Source organism: Mycobacterium sp. E735 (genome assembly GCF_001666955.1).
Taxonomy (GTDB): Bacteria; Actinomycetota; Actinomycetes; order Mycobacteriales; family Mycobacteriaceae; genus Mycobacterium.
In genome coordinates this window covers 17227-35171 of the sequence record NZ_LZIX01000133.1, presented here as the reverse complement: position 1 = coordinate 35171, position 17945 = coordinate 17227, and the positions used below count along the sequence as shown (strand labels likewise).

At 68.5% G+C, this 17945-nt stretch carries 17 protein-coding genes; 8 read left to right on the top strand and 9 right to left on the bottom strand.

Annotated features, from left to right (window positions below; genetic code table 11):
- Position 1: 1 nt before the first annotated feature.
- Positions 2–1516 carry a carotenoid oxygenase family protein gene (locus A5704_RS10635; RefSeq protein ID WP_067888937.1) on the top strand — a complete coding sequence of 505 codons (1515 nt, stop codon included), beginning with the start codon at positions 2–4 and terminating at the stop codon, positions 1514–1516.
- A complete protein-coding gene (locus A5704_RS10630) occupies positions 1516–1995 on the top strand; it encodes a VOC family protein (RefSeq protein WP_067747479.1) in 480 nt (159 codons plus the stop codon). The genes A5704_RS10635 and A5704_RS10630 overlap by 1 nt, the downstream gene beginning before the upstream one ends.
- 4 nt (positions 1996–1999) lie before the next feature.
- Here A5704_RS10630 and A5704_RS10625 read toward each other — a convergent pair whose 3' ends face one another.
- Genes A5704_RS10625 through A5704_RS10595 form a run of 7 tightly spaced genes read right to left on the bottom strand, consistent with a single transcriptional unit; the run spans position 2000 to position 9038 of the window.
- Positions 2000–2434 (bottom strand): hypothetical protein, encoded by a 435-nt coding sequence (locus A5704_RS10625; protein WP_067747477.1) that lies wholly within the window; start codon positions 2432–2434, stop codon positions 2000–2002.
- A 41-nt stretch (positions 2435–2475) separates the two neighbouring features.
- Positions 2476–2949, bottom strand: coding sequence for an SRPBCC family protein (locus A5704_RS10620; protein WP_067747475.1), 474 nt, complete (start codon positions 2947–2949; stop codon positions 2476–2478).
- A gap of 4 nt (positions 2950–2953) precedes the next feature.
- Entirely contained in the window at positions 2954–3142 is a 189-nt protein-coding gene (locus tag A5704_RS10615) for an antitoxin (protein WP_067888933.1), read from the bottom strand.
- 59 nt (positions 3143–3201) lie between these two features.
- On the bottom strand, positions 3202–5574 hold the full coding sequence (locus A5704_RS10610; protein ID WP_067888930.1) for a cation-translocating P-type ATPase: 2373 nt from the start codon (positions 5572–5574) through the stop codon (positions 3202–3204).
- Complete coding sequence (locus A5704_RS10605; RefSeq protein ID WP_067888927.1) at positions 5571–7148, bottom strand: serine hydrolase; 1578 nt, start codon at positions 7146–7148, stop codon at positions 5571–5573. Before A5704_RS10605 ends, A5704_RS10610 begins: the two co-directional genes overlap by 4 nt.
- 40 nt (positions 7149–7188) lie before the next feature.
- A complete protein-coding gene (locus A5704_RS10600; protein WP_156669852.1) occupies positions 7189–8301 on the bottom strand; it encodes an MBL fold metallo-hydrolase in 1113 nt (370 codons plus the stop codon).
- Between the two features lie 5 nt (positions 8302–8306).
- A complete protein-coding gene (locus A5704_RS10595) occupies positions 8307–9038 on the bottom strand; it encodes an enoyl-CoA hydratase (protein ID WP_067888924.1) in 732 nt (243 codons plus the stop codon).
- A 27-nt stretch (positions 9039–9065) separates the two neighbouring features.
- Between A5704_RS10595 and A5704_RS10590 the strand changes: the two genes are divergently transcribed.
- Positions 9066–10538, top strand: coding sequence for a carboxyl transferase domain-containing protein (locus A5704_RS10590; RefSeq protein ID WP_067888921.1), 1473 nt, complete (start codon positions 9066–9068; stop codon positions 10536–10538).
- 79 nt (positions 10539–10617) lie between these two features.
- On the opposite strand, the gene A5704_RS10585 is transcribed toward A5704_RS10590, so the two are convergent.
- On the bottom strand, positions 10618–11169 hold the full coding sequence (locus A5704_RS10585; protein WP_067888918.1) for a TetR/AcrR family transcriptional regulator: 552 nt from the start codon (positions 11167–11169) through the stop codon (positions 10618–10620).
- A gap of 104 nt (positions 11170–11273) precedes the next feature.
- Between A5704_RS10585 and A5704_RS10580 the strand changes: the two genes are divergently transcribed.
- The 5 genes from A5704_RS10580 to A5704_RS10560 all read left to right on the top strand — a co-directional run bounded on the left by A5704_RS10580 (position 11274) and on the right by A5704_RS10560 (position 16603).
- On the top strand, positions 11274–12413 hold the full coding sequence (locus tag A5704_RS10580) for an NAD(P)/FAD-dependent oxidoreductase (RefSeq protein ID WP_067888915.1): 1140 nt from the start codon (positions 11274–11276) through the stop codon (positions 12411–12413).
- A 186-nt stretch (positions 12414–12599) separates the two neighbouring features.
- Entirely contained in the window at positions 12600–13310 is a 711-nt protein-coding gene (gene prrA, locus A5704_RS10575; protein ID WP_007168707.1) for a two-component system response regulator PrrA, read from the top strand.
- A gap of 14 nt (positions 13311–13324) precedes the next feature.
- Positions 13325–14665 (top strand): HAMP domain-containing sensor histidine kinase, encoded by a 1341-nt coding sequence (locus tag A5704_RS10570; RefSeq protein ID WP_067747459.1) that lies wholly within the window; start codon positions 13325–13327, stop codon positions 14663–14665.
- Positions 14666–14780: 115 nt separating this feature from the next.
- The gene (locus A5704_RS10565) at positions 14781–15044 is read left to right on the top strand and encodes a DUF2630 family protein (protein ID WP_067747509.1); all 264 of its coding nucleotides are present in this window, start codon (positions 14781–14783) and stop codon (positions 15042–15044) included.
- Positions 15041–16603, top strand: coding sequence for an NAD(P)/FAD-dependent oxidoreductase (locus A5704_RS10560; protein ID WP_067747456.1), 1563 nt, complete (start codon positions 15041–15043; stop codon positions 16601–16603). Before A5704_RS10565 ends, A5704_RS10560 begins: the two co-directional genes overlap by 4 nt.
- 23 nt (positions 16604–16626) lie before the next feature.
- On the opposite strand, the gene A5704_RS10555 is transcribed toward A5704_RS10560, so the two are convergent.
- Positions 16627–17919: a citrate synthase gene (locus tag A5704_RS10555; protein ID WP_067747454.1), complete on the bottom strand. Its 1293-nt coding sequence runs from the start codon at positions 17917–17919 to the stop codon at positions 16627–16629.
- Positions 17920–17945: the final 26 nt, after the last annotated feature.

Here is a 17945-nt window from a genome sequence, read left to right as displayed (position 1 = left end):
CATGGACGTCGCGATCGTCGGCAAGTTTCTGTCCACGCTGCCCGAGGACGACGACCACCCGTACCGGACCGGACCGTGGCGTCCCCAGACCACCGAGTGGGACGACGACGACCTCACCGCGGTGGAGGGGGAGATCCCGCGCGACCTGGACGGCATCTACCTCCGCAACACCGAGAACCCGCTGCACCCGGCGCTGAAGACCTACCACCCGTTCGACGGCGACGGCATGCTGCACATGGTCGGCTTCCGCGACGGAAAGGCGTTCTACCGCAACCGTTTCGTACGCACCGATGGCTTCCTGGCGGAGAACGAAGCCGGCGAGCCGCTCTGGCCGGGGCTGGCCGAGCCGGTGCAACTGGCCAAGCGCGAAGACGGCTGGGGCGCTCGCACCCGGATGAAGGACGCGTCGAGTACCGACGTCATCGTGCACCGGGGCGTGGCGCTGACCAGCTTCTACCAGTGCGGCGACCTGTACCGGGTCGATCCGTGTTCGGGTGAGAACCTGGGCAAGGAGACCTGGAACGGGCGGTTCCCCACCGATTGGGGCGTGTCCGCGCACCCGAAGGTCGACGCCAAGGCCGGTGAGCTGCTGTTCTTCAACTACAGCAAGCGGGACCCGTACATGCGCTACGGCGTCGTCGACCAGAGCAACGAGCTGGTCCACTACGTCGACATCCCACTGCCGGGGCCGCGCCTGCCCCACGACATGGCGTTCACCGAAAACTACGTCATCCTCAACGATTTCCCGTTGTTCTGGGACCCCGCCCTGCTCGAGCACGACGTGCACGTGCCGCGCTTCTTCCCGGACATCCCGTCACGCTTCGCGATCCTCCCCCGCCGCGGCGGGCCCGCCGACATCCGATGGTTCGAGGCGGACCCGACCTTCGTGCTGCACTTCGTCAACGCCTACGAAGACGGTGACGAGATCGTGCTCGACGGATTCTTCGAGGGTGACCCTTCCCCGGCTGACACCGGTGGGTCGAAGTGGGACAAGCTGTTTCGCTTCCTGGCGCTCGACCGGCTGCAGTCGCGGCTGCATCGGTGGCGGTTCAATCTGACAACCGGCGCCGTGCGGGAAGAACGGCTGTCGGACTCCATCACCGAGTTCGGCACCATCAACCCCGACTACGCCGCGGGCAACTACCGCTACGCCTACGCCGCGACCGGCAAACCCGGTTGGTTCCTGTTCGACGGGCTGGTCAAACACGACCTGCAAACCGGAAGCCAACAGGAATTCGCCTTCGGCGAAGGCGTCTACGGAAGCGAGACGGCGATGGCGCCGCGAGTCGGTGCCACCGGCGAGGACGACGGCTACCTCGTCACGCTCACCACCGACATGAACGCCGACGCCTCCTACTGCGTGATCTTCGACGCGGGCCGGATCGCCGACGGGCCGGTGTGCAAACTTCAACTGCCTGAGCGCATCTCGAGCGGTACCCATTCGACGTGGGCACCCGGCGCACAGCTGCGACACTGGAACACCGCCGAGTCGGCGGCCGGAGCGGTCGGGCTGTGATGGCGCACAACCCCCGCCGCACCACGCACTGGCCCCCGCAGCTCGCGCCGATCGGCGGGATCCGGTTCGCCCGCCGGTCGTCGAACTTTCAGGACACGGTGCGGTTCTACCGCGAACTCGTCGGGCTGCCGCTCTTCGAGACGTTCGGCGAGAGCTACGGCAGCAACGGCGCCATCTTCGGCCTGCCCAGCTGGAACCTGACCCTGGAAATCGTGGAATCCGTCGAGCCCGTCGCGGTCGACCCGCACGAACAGCTGTGCCTCTACTTCCCCGACCGCCGGGCGCAGCAGGAGGCGATCGCACGGCTTCGGGCCGCCGGGCACGAGCCGGTCGAACAACATCCGTACTGGGAGGCAACGGGCGCGTTCACCTACCGCGACCCCGACGGCCGCGAAATCGTGTTCGCGCCCTTCGTGTTCGGCGTCAACGAGCCCAGCGAGAGCGCCAGCTCGGGCAAGCACGAGTTCCCGTCGCCCTGAATCCTCAGCGGCCGGACCGTCGGGAAGCCAACGCCGTGATGACCGCCGCGATCGAGCACACCACCGCGCACACCGCCGCCACCGCGCCGACGTAGAGGCCGTACTGCGCCGACACCGGCGGATTGACGTTCAGCTTGTAGTACCAGGCCGTGAGCGCGACGATCAGCAGCGAGATCAACAGTGCGCCAACCGAAGCCAGCCGCACCGACAGGCCGCGGCCGACCATCGCGCCGGTGACCAGCAGCGCCGAGGACAGCAGCACGATGAGCTGACCCGCGCCGAACCCGCGCGGAAGTTCCAGGTTGCCGTGCGCGCCCCCGATGGCGTTGGCCCAGCCCCCGCCGTTGACGGCCGTCGTCAGCCACGGCAGCCACGCACTGGCCGAGATCACCAACGCGAAAAGCGCCACCAGCCACCCAGGACGCAGCCGGCGAGTCATGCTAGCGAGATTAACCGACTCGGGACCGGTGGCCGAGGCGATCAGCGGTGAACGCCGCCGTGTCCATTCATGCCGGGATCGGGCCGGGTGAACACCGTGACGAAGTTCTCCAGTGACGTGTTGATGTCGCCCCGCAGGGCGGCGGCGACGATCATCCCGATCGGACCGAACAGCGCCGGGCCGCCGAGGTGGACGTCGAAGCTGACGATGGAGCCCTCCTCGGCGGGCTGAACCTTCGCCATCAGCTTGACCTTCACGCCGCCGACACCGTCCCCGTTGAGCGTCATGCCCTCCGGCGGCTTGTACCGCACCACCGTCCATTTGATCCGGTTGTACATGCCCTTGACTTCGACGATCGACTCCACGACCGTGCCCTTGTCGATGTCGTCGGGCAGTTTGCTGCGCCACACCCGGTGAATGGTCAGCCAGTCCTTGTAGCGGGACAGGTCGGAGGCATGCTTCCACGCCACCTCGGGTGGCAACGGGACATCGATGGATCCGGAGAGTTTCGCCATGAGCTCAGTTCTGGTCGTCGCCTTTTGCCGCGGCCTCGGCTGCCTTATTGGCCTCTTCCTGCACTTTGTGGATGGTGTCGGAGTACTTGCCCTGCGTCTTGTCGTCGACGAACTCGCCGGCCTTGTCGATCGCCGTCCCGACCTTGTCGGCGTTCTGCGACAACAGGTCTTTGGCCTTGTCGAAGAATCCCATGCACCCGTCCTTTCCCCGCCGCAAATCCTACTAACCCTGCGGGCCCGTGCTCCGGGTGGTCAGCGCCACATCCGCGGCTGCACGCCCAGCATCCGCGCCCGGATCCACCACATCGCCTCGACGGCGGCGGCGCCCAGCACACCGATACCCACGGCGGTCGAGGTCACCACCACGTCGGATGGATCGAGCAGAAACGCCTTGCGGGCCAGCGGGATGCTGAAGATCACGACGTAGGCCAGGGCCGAGGCGATCACCAGCGCGACCCGCCACCACTGGTAGGGGCGAGCGACCACCGCGAGCACCCACAGCGCCGTCATCAGCAACGTGATCAGGGCCGCGGTGGACGCCTGCTCCTGTTGCTGAAAGGTCGCGTGCCGGCCGTGGTAGGCCAGCAGGTAGGAAGCGAAGGTCGCGGTCCCGACGATCAGCCCGGACGGCAGCGCCGAGCTCAGCACCCGCCGGGCGAAGCCCGGATAGGCGCGTTCGTTGTTGGGGGCGAGCGAGAGGATGAACGACGGGATTCCGATGGTGAACCACGCCGCGATCGTCACGTGGATCGGCTGGAACGGGTACAACAAGGGGTCCGCTTTGATCACCTTGGCGAACAGGCATTCGATGCCGACCAGCAGCGCCAGCAGCACCGAGTAGACGGTCTTGGTCAAGAACAGGTTGGCCACGCGCTCGATGTTGCCGATCACCCGTCGGCCCTCGGCGACGACGTACGGCAGGGTGGCGAATCTGTTGTCCAGCAACACGATTTGTGCGACGGCCCGCGACGCCGGGCTGCCGGCGCCCATCGCGACGCCGATGTCGGCATCCTTGAGGGCCAGCACGTCGTTGACGCCGTCTCCGGTCATCGCGACGGTATGCCCGTGCGATTGCAGTGCGTGCACAATCGACCGCTTCTGGTCGGGCCGCACCCGGCCGAACGTGGTGTAAGCATCCAGCGCGTCGGCCAGTTGCGCGGGTTCGGACGGCAGCCGGCGCGCGTCCATCGTCTCGCCGCGCAATCCGAGTTTGTCGGCTACGGCCCCCACGGACACCGCGTTGTCGCCGGAGATCACCTTCACCGAAACACCCTGCTCGGCAAAGTAATCCAACGTCTCCGCGGCGTCCGGGCGGACCCTTTGCTCCAGAACCACCAGCGCGACGGGGGTGACGCGGCCCGGTGCGTCCGGGTGGTCGACGGTCACATCGCCGGTTCCGACCAGCAGCACCCGCAACCCCTGCGCGCCGATGCGCTCGGCCCGCTCGGCCGCTTCCGACGCCGGATCAAGCAGCACGTCCGGCGCCCCGATCACCCAATTGCCGCGGTCGCCGTAGGACACCCCGCTCCACTTGGTGGCCGACTTGAACGGGGCGGTCGCCGTGACGGTCCAGTCGGGCGGCCGCTGATAGGTCTCCGCGATCGCCTGCATGCTGGCGTTGGGGCGCGGGTCGGCGGCGGCCAGCGCCGCCAGCGCCTCCTCGACGTTGTTCCGTTGCACCGCTTCGAGTTCCTCGACCCCTGCGACGCGCATGCCGTTTTCGGTCAGGGTGCCGGTCTTGTCCGCGCAGACCACATCAACCCGGGCGAGCCCCTCGATGGCGGGCAACTCCTGCACCAGGCACCGGCGCTGGCCGAGCCGGACGACCCCGACGGCGAACGCGACCGATGTCAGCAAGACCAGCCCCTCGGGCACCATCGGCACCAGCGCACCCACCGTCCGCAGCACCGACTGCCGCCAGCCCGCGTGGGTGGTGAAGAACTGGGTGTAAATCGTCAGCAGGCCGGCAGGCACCAACAGGTAGGTGATGAACTGCAGGATCCGGTTGATGCCGTTGCGCAGTTCGGATTTGACCAAGGTGAACTTGCTGGCCTCCTCGGCGAGCTTGGCCGCGTAGGCCTCCGGCCCGACCTTGGTGGCGCGGTAGGCGCCCGACCCGGCGACGACGAAGCTGCCCGACATCACGGCGTCGCCCGTGGCCTTGCCGATCGGGTCGGCCTCACCGGTCAGCAGCGACTCGTCGATCTCCAGGTTCGTCTCCTCGACGATCTCGCCGTCGACGACGACTTGGTCGCCGGGTCCGAGTTCGATGATGTCATCGAGGACCACCTGTGCGGGCGGCAGAGTCCTCGTCCCGGATTCCCTGCGCACCAATGGTTTCGCCTGCCCCACGATCGCCAGCGCATCCAGTGTCTGCTTGGCCCGGATTTCCTGCACCATGCCGACGACGCTGTTGGCGACGATGAGCAGGCCGAACATCCCGTTGATCAGCGAGCCCGTCGCCAGCACGATCAGCAGCAGCACGCCCAGGATCGCGTTGATCCGGGTGAAGACGTTGGCCCGCACGATGTCCGGGATGCTGCGGGTGGCGCGTTCGCGGACAGCGTTGCTCTTGCCATCGGCGACCCGCTGCGCCACCTCGGCATCGGTCAATCCGGGGATCATCGGGTGAACGTCCCAAGCTTGTCGGAGTCGTAGTACTCCAAATTGAGGGTGTTTCCGGAGAACACGGCCTTGGAAACCGTTCCGGGCGGCGCATTTTCGTCGGTCAGACCGAAGGTGAAGGTGTCGCCGTCCCAGTGCGTCAGGGGGACCGCCCGGTTCTTCGGTCCCATCGTCAGTTGCAGCGCCCCGTCCCGTTCGGTGACGACGGCCGGGCCCCAGTAGTCGTTGGCGTACACGCCGGCGTATTGGCCGAGCGGCCTGGCCGGGGCGGGGTTCGCCGGCGGCTGCTTGCCGACCAGCGAGCCCTCCGGGTTGTTCAGCCAGCCGATCGCCTTGTTGTAGAGAGCGCCCCAGTCCTCGCGGATCTGGCCATACTCAACGAGGTCCATGAATTGGGCGGTCAGCGTTTCCGGGATGCCGTAGGGCGCACCGTTGGTCAGCGCGACGATGGCCAGGTCCTCCGAGGGCAGCACCACGAAGTTGGTCGCCGCGCCGAGATCGAAGGCGCCCGAATGGCTGTATTCGGTGCGCCCCGACGAATCGACCGACGCGTTGAAGCCGTATCCGTAGAACCCGGTGCGCGCCCCGGGTGTCTTCGCGGGTGTCGAAACCATCTGCGGACTGATGGCCGGCAGTAAGGCTTCCGCCGAGGTGATCCGCTGGCCGTTGTAAGTTCCGTTGCCCAGCAACATCATCAGCCAGCGCGCCATGTCGTTCACCGACGAACTCACGCCGCCCGCCGGCGACTGCGCGTCCGGGTCGCGCTGGAATCGGGGCTCCCACCTGCCGTCGATCTTGATGTGGTTCACAGCGCGGTTGGGCCGGGCGAGGAAGTCGGCGAACCGGGAACTCGTCGAGGTCATTCCCAGCGGCCGGTACAGCTCCTGGTCCGACAGGTCCTCCCACGACTTGCCCGCCGCGGTGGCCACCGCCTCGGCCGCCGCCGTCACCCCGTAGTTGGTGTAGGCGTAACTGGCCCGAAATGGGGCCAGCGGCAGGAACTTCAGCCGCTCGAGGGTCTGCCGCCGGTCATAACCCAGGTCTTCGAGTTTGTCACCGGCGTGGTCGGGCAGCCCGGAACGATGCGAATAGAGGTCGGCGACGGTCACGTGGCTGGTGACGTAGGGATCGCTGAGCGTGAACCACGGCAGCTTGGACACGACCGGCGTGTCCCAGGCGACCACGTTCTCACTGACCTCGTGCGCGACCACCGTCGAGCCGACCGATTTGGATACCGACGCCAACTGGAAGACGGTGTCCGCGTCCACCCTGTTGTCTCGACCCTGCCCCTTGCTGGCGTCCTTGATGCCGAAGCCCTTGGCGTACAGAACTTTTCCACCGTGAACGACGGCCACCGCCATGCCCGGGACGCCGGTGCTCTTCATCAGGTCGCCGACCAGGCGGTCGACCTTCGCGACGGCGTCGTCGATGCGGCCGGCGGGGATCGCAATGCCGGACACCTCGTTGGGGGGTGCGTCAGAGAGCGCGGGCGGGCTGGAAGCCGGTTGCGCGGGCCCGCATCCGGTCATGGCGAGCAGCACCGTGACAGCGGCCGCGGCCGCGCGTTTCGTCATGGCGGAACTTTAGCGTGGGGAGGTTGCCGGGCCTCAGAATTCAGAGCCGCCACCAGGGATTCGATTTCACCGGCGATGTGGGATCGATGCGCTGGCCCGGGGCGGGCACCGCGACGTTGACCCGTTCTGGTTCCGCGGCGGAGAGCAGTCGCTCCACCGGCTCGGCCCACGGGTGGGGGGCCAGCCGGAAGGTGCCCCAGTGGATCGGCACGAGCAGCCCGGCCTCGGTGAGGTCCAGGTGCGCCCGGACCGCCTCCTCGGGGTTCATGTGGACGTCCGGCCACGCGCTGTTGTAGGCCCCGATGGGCAGCAGGGTCAGGTCGAACGGCCCGTGCTCTTCGCCGATGCGCGTGAAGCTCTCGGTGTAGCCGGTGTCTCCGCCGAAATAGGCGCGATGATTCGGGCCGGCGAAGGCCCATGACGCCCACAGCGTGGTGTTGCGGTCCAGGAAGCGTCCCGAAAAGTGCCGCGCCGGCAGGCAAGTCACGATGAGCTCGTCGACCTTGGCGCTCTGATGCCAGTCGAGTTCGACGATGCGGTGCTCGGGGATCCCCCAAGCACGCAGGTGGGCGCCGACGCCGAGGGGGACGAAGAAGGGTGCCCGCTGCGTGCGGGCCAGCGCCAACACCGTGTCGATGTCGAGGTGGTCGTAATGGTCATGGCTGATCACGACGGCATCGACGGCAGGCAGCCCTTCCAGTTGCACCGGGGGCGGATGCAGCCGCTGCGGCCCGACGATGTCCGACGGTGAGCACCGGTCGCTCCACACCGGGTCGGTGAGCACCCGGTAGCCGTCGATCTCCAACAGGGCCGTCGAGTGGCCGAACCAGCTGACGGCGAGCCGCCTGGGATCACCGTCGAAGAGCGCCGGCGCGGCCAACGGGATCGGCGAAGCGGGCCGGCCCACGCTGCGATTGCCGATCAGCTCCCAGACGACGAGCCGCAGTTCCTCGCGATCCATGACGAAGTTCGAGGCGGGGTCGAGGTTGAGGAATACGCCGTCGCGGTAGTTCGGTGACCCCTCGGCCACGGCCCGGATCGCGGCGGGGTGCGCACCCAGGGCCGCCGGTGCGCCGTGCAGCGCCCGCACCACCCAGCCGCCGGCCGCCAGCGACGCCGTGCCCGCGGCCAGCCGCAGCGCCCCCCGCAGCATGAGGGTCAGGCCCCCGTGAACTTGGGCGGTCGCTTCTCGATGCGGGCCACCTGGGCTTCGACGACGTCCTGGCTCCCCCACGCCTTGTCGAAGAGCTCCTTGTGCACCGGCAACGAATCGTCCATGGCGCCGTCATCGTTGAGCACCCGCTTGGCGTGCTGGATCGCCAGCGGCGCCAGGCCGGCGATCTCGGCGCCCCACGCCTGGGCGTCGGCCACTGTCCCGAGACGGTTGGCCAATCCACACTGCAGCGCAACTTCGGGCGTCAGCTTTTCCGCGGTCAGCAGCATCGCGCTGGCCCGCCCGTGACCGACCAGCGAGGACAGCCGACGGATGCTCCAGTTATCCAGCGCCAGGCCATATTTCGAGGTCGGAAATTGAAAGAATGCCTCCGGTGCGACGACCCGCAGATCGCATCGCATCGCCAGCTGCAGGCCCGCGCCGATGGCCGGACCGTTGATGGCGCCGATCACCGGGATCAGCGTGGCATCCATCAACTTGTGCAGCTCGATGAGCCGGTCGGGGTAGTCGGCGGCGAACGCATCGCCACTCAGGTCCGCGCCGGCGCAGAACGCCGTGCCCTGCCCGGTCAGCACGATGGCCCGAACGGTGCCGTCGCTGGCCTTCTGGAAAGTTTCCCGCAGCTCCTCGACGAGTTCGGAATTCAGGGCGTTGCGGCGCTCGGGCCGCTGCAGCTCGATGGTCAGCACGGCCTCGGCCTGGGTAACACCGATCATGGCAGCCACCCTATATAGCCTCGTGTCGTGAGTCGTATCACGGCTGCTCAGCTGCGCGACGCGGTGCTCGACGACGGTTCCTTCGTCCGCTGGGACAGCGAGCCGCTCGCCGTGCCGGTCAGCGAGGCATATTCGCGGGAATTGGCCGACGCGCGGGCGGCCACCGGCCTGGACGAATCGGTGCTGACCGGCGAGGGCCGCATCTTCGGGCGCCGAGTGGCGGTCGTGGTGTGCGAGTTCGGTTTCCTCGGCGGCTCGATCGGGGTGGCCGCGGCCGAGCGGATCACCACCGCGGTGCAGCGCGCGACCGCCGAGGGCCTGCCGTTGCTGGCCTCGCCGAGCTCCGGCGGCACCCGCATGCAGGAAGGCACGGTCGCCTTTCTGCAGATGGTGAAGATCGCCGCCGCGGTGCGCCTGCACAAGCAGGCGCACCTGCCCTACCTGGTCTACCTGCGCAATCCGACCACCGGCGGGGTGTTCGCGTCGTGGGGTTCGCTGGGTCACGTCACGGTCGCCGAGCCGGGAGCCCTGATCGGCTTTCTCGGCCCCCGGGTGTACCAGCTGCTCTATGGCGAGCCCTTCCCCGAGGGCGTCCAGACGGCGGAAAACCTGCACCGCCACGGCGTGATCGACGGTGTCGTCGCGGTCGACGAGCTGCGCGGGATGCTCAACCGCGCGCTGACCGTCATCGCCGACCCGGCCGAGCCCCTACCGGCGGCGCCGCCGCCCGAATCGATCCCCGACGTGCCGGCGTGGGACTCCGTGGTGGCGTCCCGCCGCCCCGACCGTCCGGGCGTCGGGCTGCTGTTACACCACGGCGCCACCGATCTGGTGCTGCTGTCGGGAACCGGGCGGGGGGAAGCGGCGACGACCCTGTTGGCCCTGGCCCGCTTCGCCGGACAGCCCGCGGTGGTTCTGGGACAGCAGCGCGTGACGGGCGGGATGGTGGGCCCCGCGTCGCTGCGGGAGGCCCGGCGCGGCATGGCCCTGGCGGCCGAGCTGCGCCTGCCGCTGGTGTTGGTGATCGACACCGCGGGGCCCGCGCTGTCGGCCGACGCCGAACAGGGCGGGCTGGCCGGCCAGATCGCCCAGTGCCTGGCCGAGCTGGTCACGCTCGACACCCCGACTGTGTCGGTGCTGCTCGGCCAGGGCAGCGGTGGGCCGGCGCTGGCCATGGTGCCCGCCGATCGGGTGCTGGCGGCGCTGCACGGCTGGCTGGCGCCCCTGCCGCCGGAGGGCGCCAGCGCGATCGTCTTCCGCGACACCGATCACGCCGCGGAACTGGCCGCCGCGCAAGGCATTCGGTCGCTCGATCTGCTGGCGTCGGGCATTGTCGACGCCGTGGTGCCGGAGCATCCCGATGCCGCCGATGAACCGGTCGAGTTCTGCCAGCGACTCTCGCACGCCATCGCCTCCGCGGTGCACGGGCTGCGCGCGCTACCGGCAACCGAGCGGCTGGCCGCTCGGTTGCGGCGTTACCGCCGAATCGGCTTGCCCTGAGATCGCGCCCAGCGACTCGCGACACATAAACCACGCACGCGACACGCCGGAAGACGTCGCCGTGGCTTAACTCTCCCGATCACCCCTCCGGCAGTCCGAGGTAGCGCTGAATGGTCGGGCCGAGCCAGTCGACGATCTCGTCGCGGCTCATCTGGACGACCGGAGGTAGCCGTAACACGAAGCGGCACAATGCCATACCGAGGATTTGGGTCGCGATCAGCCCGGCCCGCACGCCGGAGTCTCGGGGCGGGACGAAGGCCTCCACCAGTGGCCGGATCTGGGCACCGAAGATCTCGTGCATACGTTGCGCCGCTTCGCCATTGGTGGTGCTGGATCGGAGCAGGATCACCAGCGCCTCGTCGCCTTCCCAGCGTTCGAGGAAGTGCCGAACCAGCGACCGCCCGACCTGGGCCGGGTCGGTACTCGTGAAGTCGGGGAACCGCAGGTCGAACTCGGCCGCGGCGGCGAACAGCTTGTCCTTGCTGCCGTAGTAACGCATGACCATCGCGGGATCGATGCCCGCGTCGGCGGCGATGGCCCGAATCGTCGCGCCCTGAAAGCCCACCGCGCCGAAGCGCTCGCGGGCCGCCGCCAGGATCACCGCCTTCGTCTCGTCCGCTGACCGTCTCATGTCAACAATTGTAGGCCAACAACTGTTGACATAGCCCCGCCGGCGCGCCAGCATGGGGTTATGCCAACAAGCGTTGACTAACTCACGAGGGAGAGGAGCCGACCATGAACGACACCGATGTCCTGGTGGTAGGCGCCGGTCCGACCGGCCTGACACTCGCTGCCGCGCTGCTCAGCCGCGGAATTCGGGTGACCGTGGTGGACAAGCTGGCCTCGGGCGCCAACACGTCCCGCGCCGCGGCCGTCAACGCCCGCACCCTGGAAGTGCTCGAAGAGCTCGACGTCACCCGGCGGATGGTCAAGGCCGGGGTGATCGCACCGCGATTCACCATGCGACAGGGCCGGCGCGTCTTGATCCCCGTCGATTTCAGCGAGCTGCCGACCGAACACCCGTACACCCTGATGCTTTCCCAGGCCGACACCGAGCGGCTGCTGCTCGAGCGGCTGCACGAACTCGGCGGCGACGTGGTCCGGCCCAAGACGTTGCGCGGCATCACCCAGGATGCCGACGGCGTCACGGCGACGTTCGACGACGGCGACACGATCAGGGCCCGCTACGCCGTCGGCGCGGACGGTATGAACAGCACTGTTCGCACGCAAGCCGGAATCGGCTTCACCGGTGGCGAATTCGCGGAGTCTTTTACGCTCGCTGACGTACGAGTGACCGGCAAAGCGCCCGGCAACGAGGTGATCCTGTTCTACGCCAAAGACGGCCTGACGGTTCTGGCGCCGCTGCCCGGTGGCATCTTCCGCGTCGTCGCCCCGACCGCCGATGCGCCGCAACAGCCTTCGGCGAAGTTTGTCCAGGCACTCCTGGACACTCGCGGATTCGGGCCGGGCCAAACGGTCGTGACCGAGCTGGTGTGGGGATCGCGGTTCCACATCCATCACCGCGTCGCCGACAGCTACCGGGCCGGCCGGCTGTTGCTGGCCGGTGACGCGGCCCACGTGCACAGCCCCGCGGGGGGTCAGGGGATGAACCTGGGGATCACCGACGCGGTGGCGCTGGCCGGGGCTCTCGCCGAGGTCCTGGGGGGCGGCCCGGACGCCGCGCTGGACGCGTACAGCGCCGCCCAGCGCCGACGCGCGGAGCGGGTCCTGAAACTGACCGGACGCCTGACGCGGGTGGCGACGCTGCCGCGCCCGTTGCGGCCGCTCCGCAACATCGGAATGCGCCTGGCCGCAGGGGTTCCGGCGGTCCGACGGCGGCTGGCGCTGCGGCTGAGCGGCCTCGCGACCCAGTGATCGCTGGGCCAGACGAGGTAGGCGATCCATGATCCGAACACCCGGCTAACGAATGTCCAATTCCGCCAAAGAGTTTGGCGCGGTCACGCCGATACCAGCACGCGATTTCGGCGCAGCGTCGAAAACGTAACCTTTTAGGCAACGGTGGCCCATCCAGGGCACCGCCCCGCGCGACAATCAGGCAAGATGGGCGGCATGGACACTGGTGGGACTTCGCCTCGCGTCTTGGTCGTCGACGACGACTCCGATGTGCTCGCCTCGCTGGAACGCGGCCTGCGGCTGTCCGGATTCGAGGTGTCGACCGCGGTCGACGGCGCCGAAGCCTTGCGCAGCGCCACCGAGACCCGGCCCGACGCGATCGTGCTCGACATCAACATGCCCGTGCTGGACGGCGTCAGCGTCGTCACGGCGCTCCGGGCCATGGACAACGACGTGCCGGTCTGCGTGCTGTCCGCCCGCAGTTCGGTCGACGACCGGGTCGCCGGGCTGGAGGCCGGCGCCGACGACTACTTGGTCAAACCGTTCGTGTTGGCCGAGCTCGTCGCGCGGGTGAAGGCGCTGCTGCGCCGACGCGGCGCGACCGCAACCTCCTCCTCGGAGACCATCACCGTGGGCCCGCTGGAAGTGGACATTCCCGGCCGGCGGGCCCGGGTCAACGGCGTCGACGTCGACCTGACCAAGCGGGAATTCGACCTGCTGGCCGTGCTGGCCGAGCACAAGACCGCGGTGCTGTCCCGCGCGCAGCTGTTGGAGCTGGTGTGGGGTTACGACTTCGCCGCCGACACCAACGTCGTCGACGTGTTCATCGGCTATCTGCGCCGCAAGCTCGAGGCCAACGGCGGTCCCCGGCTGCTGCACACCGTCCGCGGCGTAGGGTTCGTCCTGCGCATGCAGTAACCAGGCGAGCGGCCATGAATTTTCTGTCCCGGATCCTGACCCGTACGCCATCGCTACGCGCTCGCGTTGTGGTCGCGACGGTCATCGGCGCAGCGATTCCCGTGCTCATCGTCGGCGTCGTCGTCTGGGTGGGCATCACCAACGACCGCAAGGAACGGCTGGACCGCCGCCTCGACGAGGCCGCGGGCTTCGCCATCCCCTCCCTGCCGCGCGGCCTCGACGAAATCCCGCGCTCCCCCTACAACAACGACGCCATCATGACCATCCGCCGCGGTGACCTGGTCAAGTCGAATTCCAACGTGACGCTGCCCAAACTGGACGTCGACTACGCCGACGCGTACGTCAACGGCGTGCGGTACCGGGTGCGCACGGTGACGATTCCGGCGCCCGAACCGACCTCGCTGGCCGTGGGCGCGACGTACGACGCGACCCTCGCCGAGACCAACAACCTGCACCGTCGGGTGCTGCTGATCTGCGGCTTCGCCATCGGCGCGGCCGCCGTGTTCGCGTGGTTGCTGGCGGCGTTCGCCGTGCGCCCGTTCAAACAGCTCGCCCAGCAGACCCGGTCGATCGACGCGGGAGACGAGGCGCCGCGGGTGGAGGTGCACGGCGCCACCGAGGCCGTCGAGATCGCCGAAGCCATGCGCGGCATGCTGCAGCGCATCTGGAACGAGCAGAACCGGACCAAGGAGGCACTGGCGTCGGCCCGCGACTTCGCCGCCGTGTCCTCACACGAGCTGCGCACCCCGCTGACCGCGATGCGCACCAACCTCGAGGTGCTGTCCACGCTGGATATGACCGACGACCAACGCAAGGAGGTGCTGAGCGACGTCATCCGCACCCAGTCGCGCATCGAAGCCACCTTGAGCGCCCTCGAGCGGCTGGCCCAGGGCGAACTGTCGACCTCCGACGACCATGTGCCCGTCGACATCACCGAGCTGCTCGACCGCGCCGCCCACGACGCGATGCGCATCTACCCCGACCTCGACGTGTCACTGGTCCCGTCGCCGACGTGCATCATCGTCGGCTTGCCGGCCGGGTTGCGCCTCGCGGTGGACAACGCCATCGCCAACGCCGTCAAACATGGCGGCGCGACCCGTGTCCAGCTGTCGGCGGTCAGCTCCCGCGCCGGCGTCGAGATCGCGGTCGACGACAACGGCAGCGGCGTGCCCGAAGACGAACGTGACGTGGTGTTCGAGCGGTTCTCCCGCGGGTCGACCGCCTCGCATTCGGGCTCGGGTCTGGGGCTGGCGCTGGTGGCCCAGCAAGCCCACCTGCACCGCGGGACGGCGGCGCTGGAGAGCAGCCCGCTGGGCGGCGCCCGGCTGGTGCTGCGGCTCCCCGGCCCCAGCTAGCGCGACTTTGTCGAAGGCACAAGGCTTTTGACTCGATCCCCCGGCCGCATGTACGCGCGGCCCGTGATGGGTGACCTACCGGGACGACCCCCGCCGGGTCGGGCACACTGGAGCGATGGCCAACGGCAACAAACCGACCGACAACGAAACCCTGGCACACATCCGCGACCTGGTCGCCGAGGAGAAGGCCCTGCGGGCGCAGCTGCAACAGCGCGACATCTCCGAATCGGAGGAGCATGATCGCCTGCGGCGGCTCGAGGTCGAGCTGGACCAGTGTTGGGACCTGCTGCGGCAGCGTCGCGCTCTGCGCGACAGCGGCGGTGACCCCCACGAGGCCGAGGTGCGTCCGCCCGACGAGGTCGAGGGCTACCTGAACTGAGCCACGCCGCAGATGTCGACGCCGTCGTCATAGGGGGCGGCCATAACGGCCTGGTGGCCGCGGCGTATCTGGCCCGGGCGGGCCTTCGGGTGCGGTTGCTGGAGCGGCTCGGACACACCGGCGGAGCGGCCGTCTCGGCGCAGGCGTTCGACGGGGTGGGTGTGCGGCTGTCGCGGTATTCCTATCTGGTCAGCCTGTTGCCGCCCCGCATCGTCGACGATCTGGGCGCCGGGGTGCGGCTGGCGCGGCGGCGGTACTCCTCCTACACGCCCGACCCGGCGACCGATGGCCGCCGTGGGTTGTTGATCGGCGCGGGCGGTGACACGTTCGCCGCGATCGGCGCCGGCCCCGACGAGCACGGGTTCGCCGCCTTCTACGACAGCTGCCGACTGGTGACCCAGCGGCTCTGGCCGACGCTGCTGGAACCGCTGCTCACCCGCGAGCAGGCCCGCCGGCGAGTCGCCGAAGGCACCGAAGCGGCGGCCGCGTGGCACGCGTTGATCGACGAGCCGATCGGGCGTGCCATCACCGCGGCCGTCGGCAACGACGTCGTCCGCGGCGTCATCGCGACCGACGCCCTGATCGGAACGTTCGCTCGCCTCGACGACCCGGCGCTGACCCAGAACGTCTGCTTCCTGTATCACGTGCTGGGCGGCGGGACCGGCGACTGGGACGTCCCGGTCGGCGGGATGGGCGCGCTGACCGGGGCCCTGGCGGCCGCCGCGGTGCGTCATGGTGCCGAAATCACCACCGGCGCCGAGGTTTACGCCGTCGAACCGGACGGTCTGGTGCGTTACCGGGCCCGCGATGCGGAGCACGTCATCCGGGCCCGGTTCGTGCTCGCGGGCGTCACACCGGCGGTACTGGCCGGCCTGCTCGGTGAACGACCGCCGACCCCCGCCCAGGGCGCGCAGGTCAAGGTCAACATGGTGCTGCGCCGGCTGCCGCGGTTGCGTGACGACGCGGTCACGGCCGAACAGGCCTTCGCCGGCACGTTTCACGTCAACGAAGCCTGGACCCAATTGGATACGGCATACGCGCGGGCAGCCGCCGGGCATGTCCCGGATCCGTTGCCCTGCGAGGCATATTGTCATTCGCTGACCGACCCGAGCATCCTGTCGGTCGACCTGCGCGAGGCGGGCGCTCACACGATGACGGTGTTCGGGCTGCACACCCCGCACTCGCTGTTCGACGGCACCTACTCCGGGGCGCTGCGTGACCGGCTGACCGAGTCGGTGCTGTCGTCGCTGAATTCCGTTCTGGCCGAACCAATTCAGGAAGTGCTGCTGCGCGATGCGCACGGACGCCCCTGCATCGAGACGACGACCACCCTCGACCTGCACCGCACGCTGCGCATGACGGCCGGCAACATCTTCCATGGCGGACTGGCGTGGCCATTCGCGGACGACGACGACCCGCTGGACACGCCGGCGCGGCAATGGGGGGTGGCCACCGCGCACGAGCGGATCATGCTATGCGGCTCGGGCGCCCGCCGCGGCGGTGCCGTGTCGGGCATCGGCGGGCACAACGCCGCCATGGCGGTGCTCGCCTCGCTGTGACTACCTGAGGTAGCGACCCGCCACTACCGCGCGTCGATGGTCTTGTAGTCGCGCTCGGTGTAGCCGGTGTAGATCTGGCGCGGGCGGCCGATCTTGCTGTCACCCTCGTCGTGCATCTCACGCCAGTGCGCGATCCAGCCGGGCAACCGGCCCAACGCGAACAGCACCGTGAACATCCGGACCGGGAAGCCCAGGGCCCGGTAGATCAAACCGGTGTAGAAGTCGACGTTCGGGTAAAGCTTGCGCTCGACGAAGTAGTCGTCGGTCAGCGCCGCCTCTTCCAATTCCTTGGCGATGTCCAGCAGCGGGTCGCCGCCGAGCTTGGCCAGGATCTTGTCGGCCTGTTCCTTGACGATGCGCGCGCGGGGGTCGTAGTTCTTGTAGACCCGGTGGCCGAAGCCCATCAGCTTGACGCCCTCTTCGCGGTTCTTCACCTTGCGGACGAACTCGCTGACGTCGTCGCCGCTTTCGCGGATCTGCTCGAGCATCTCGAGCACCGCCTGATTGGCGCCGCCGTGCAGCGGGCCCCACAGCGCGTTGATGCCACCGGAGATCGAGGTGAACAGGTTGGCCCGCGACGACCCCACCAGCCGCACCGTCGACGTCGAGCAGTTCTGCTCGTGGTCGGCGTGCAGGATGAGCAGCATGTCCAGCGCCCGGACCACCTCGGGGTCGGCCTGGTAGGGCTCGGCCGGCAGCCCGAACGTCATCCGCAGGAAGTTCTCCACCAGCGTCAGGTTGTTGTCCGGGTAGAGGAACGGCTGCCCGACGGACTTCTTGTACGCGTACGCGGCGATGGTGGGCAGCTTCGCGAGCAGGCGGATCGTCGACAGCTCGACCTGGTTGTTGTCCATCGGGTCGAGCGCGTCGGGGTAGTAGGCGCTCAGCGCGTTCACCACGCTGGACAGCACCGGCATGGGGTGCGCGTTGCGGGGGAAGCCGTCGAAGAAGCGCTTGAGGTCCTCGTGCAGCATGGTGTGCAGCTGGATCCGCTTGGTGAACTCCGCGAGCTGGTCGGAGTCCGGCAGCTCGCCGTAGATCAGCAGGTAGCTCACCTCGATGAAGGTCGACTTCTCGGCTAGCTGCTCGATCGGGTAGCCGCGGTACCGCAGAATTCCGGCGTCACCGTCGATGTAGGTGATCGCGCTCTTGCACGCGGCGGTGTTGACGAAGCCGTTGTCGAAGGTGGTGTGCCCGGTCTTGGACAACAGGGGACCGAGCGCAATGCCGTCAGCACCTTCGGTGGCGTGAACGATTTCCAGGTCGATCTCGCCCCCCGGGTACTTCAGAGTTGCGGTGTCGTCGGTGTCGGCCACGAGAACCCCTTTGCGCTCTGACTGGT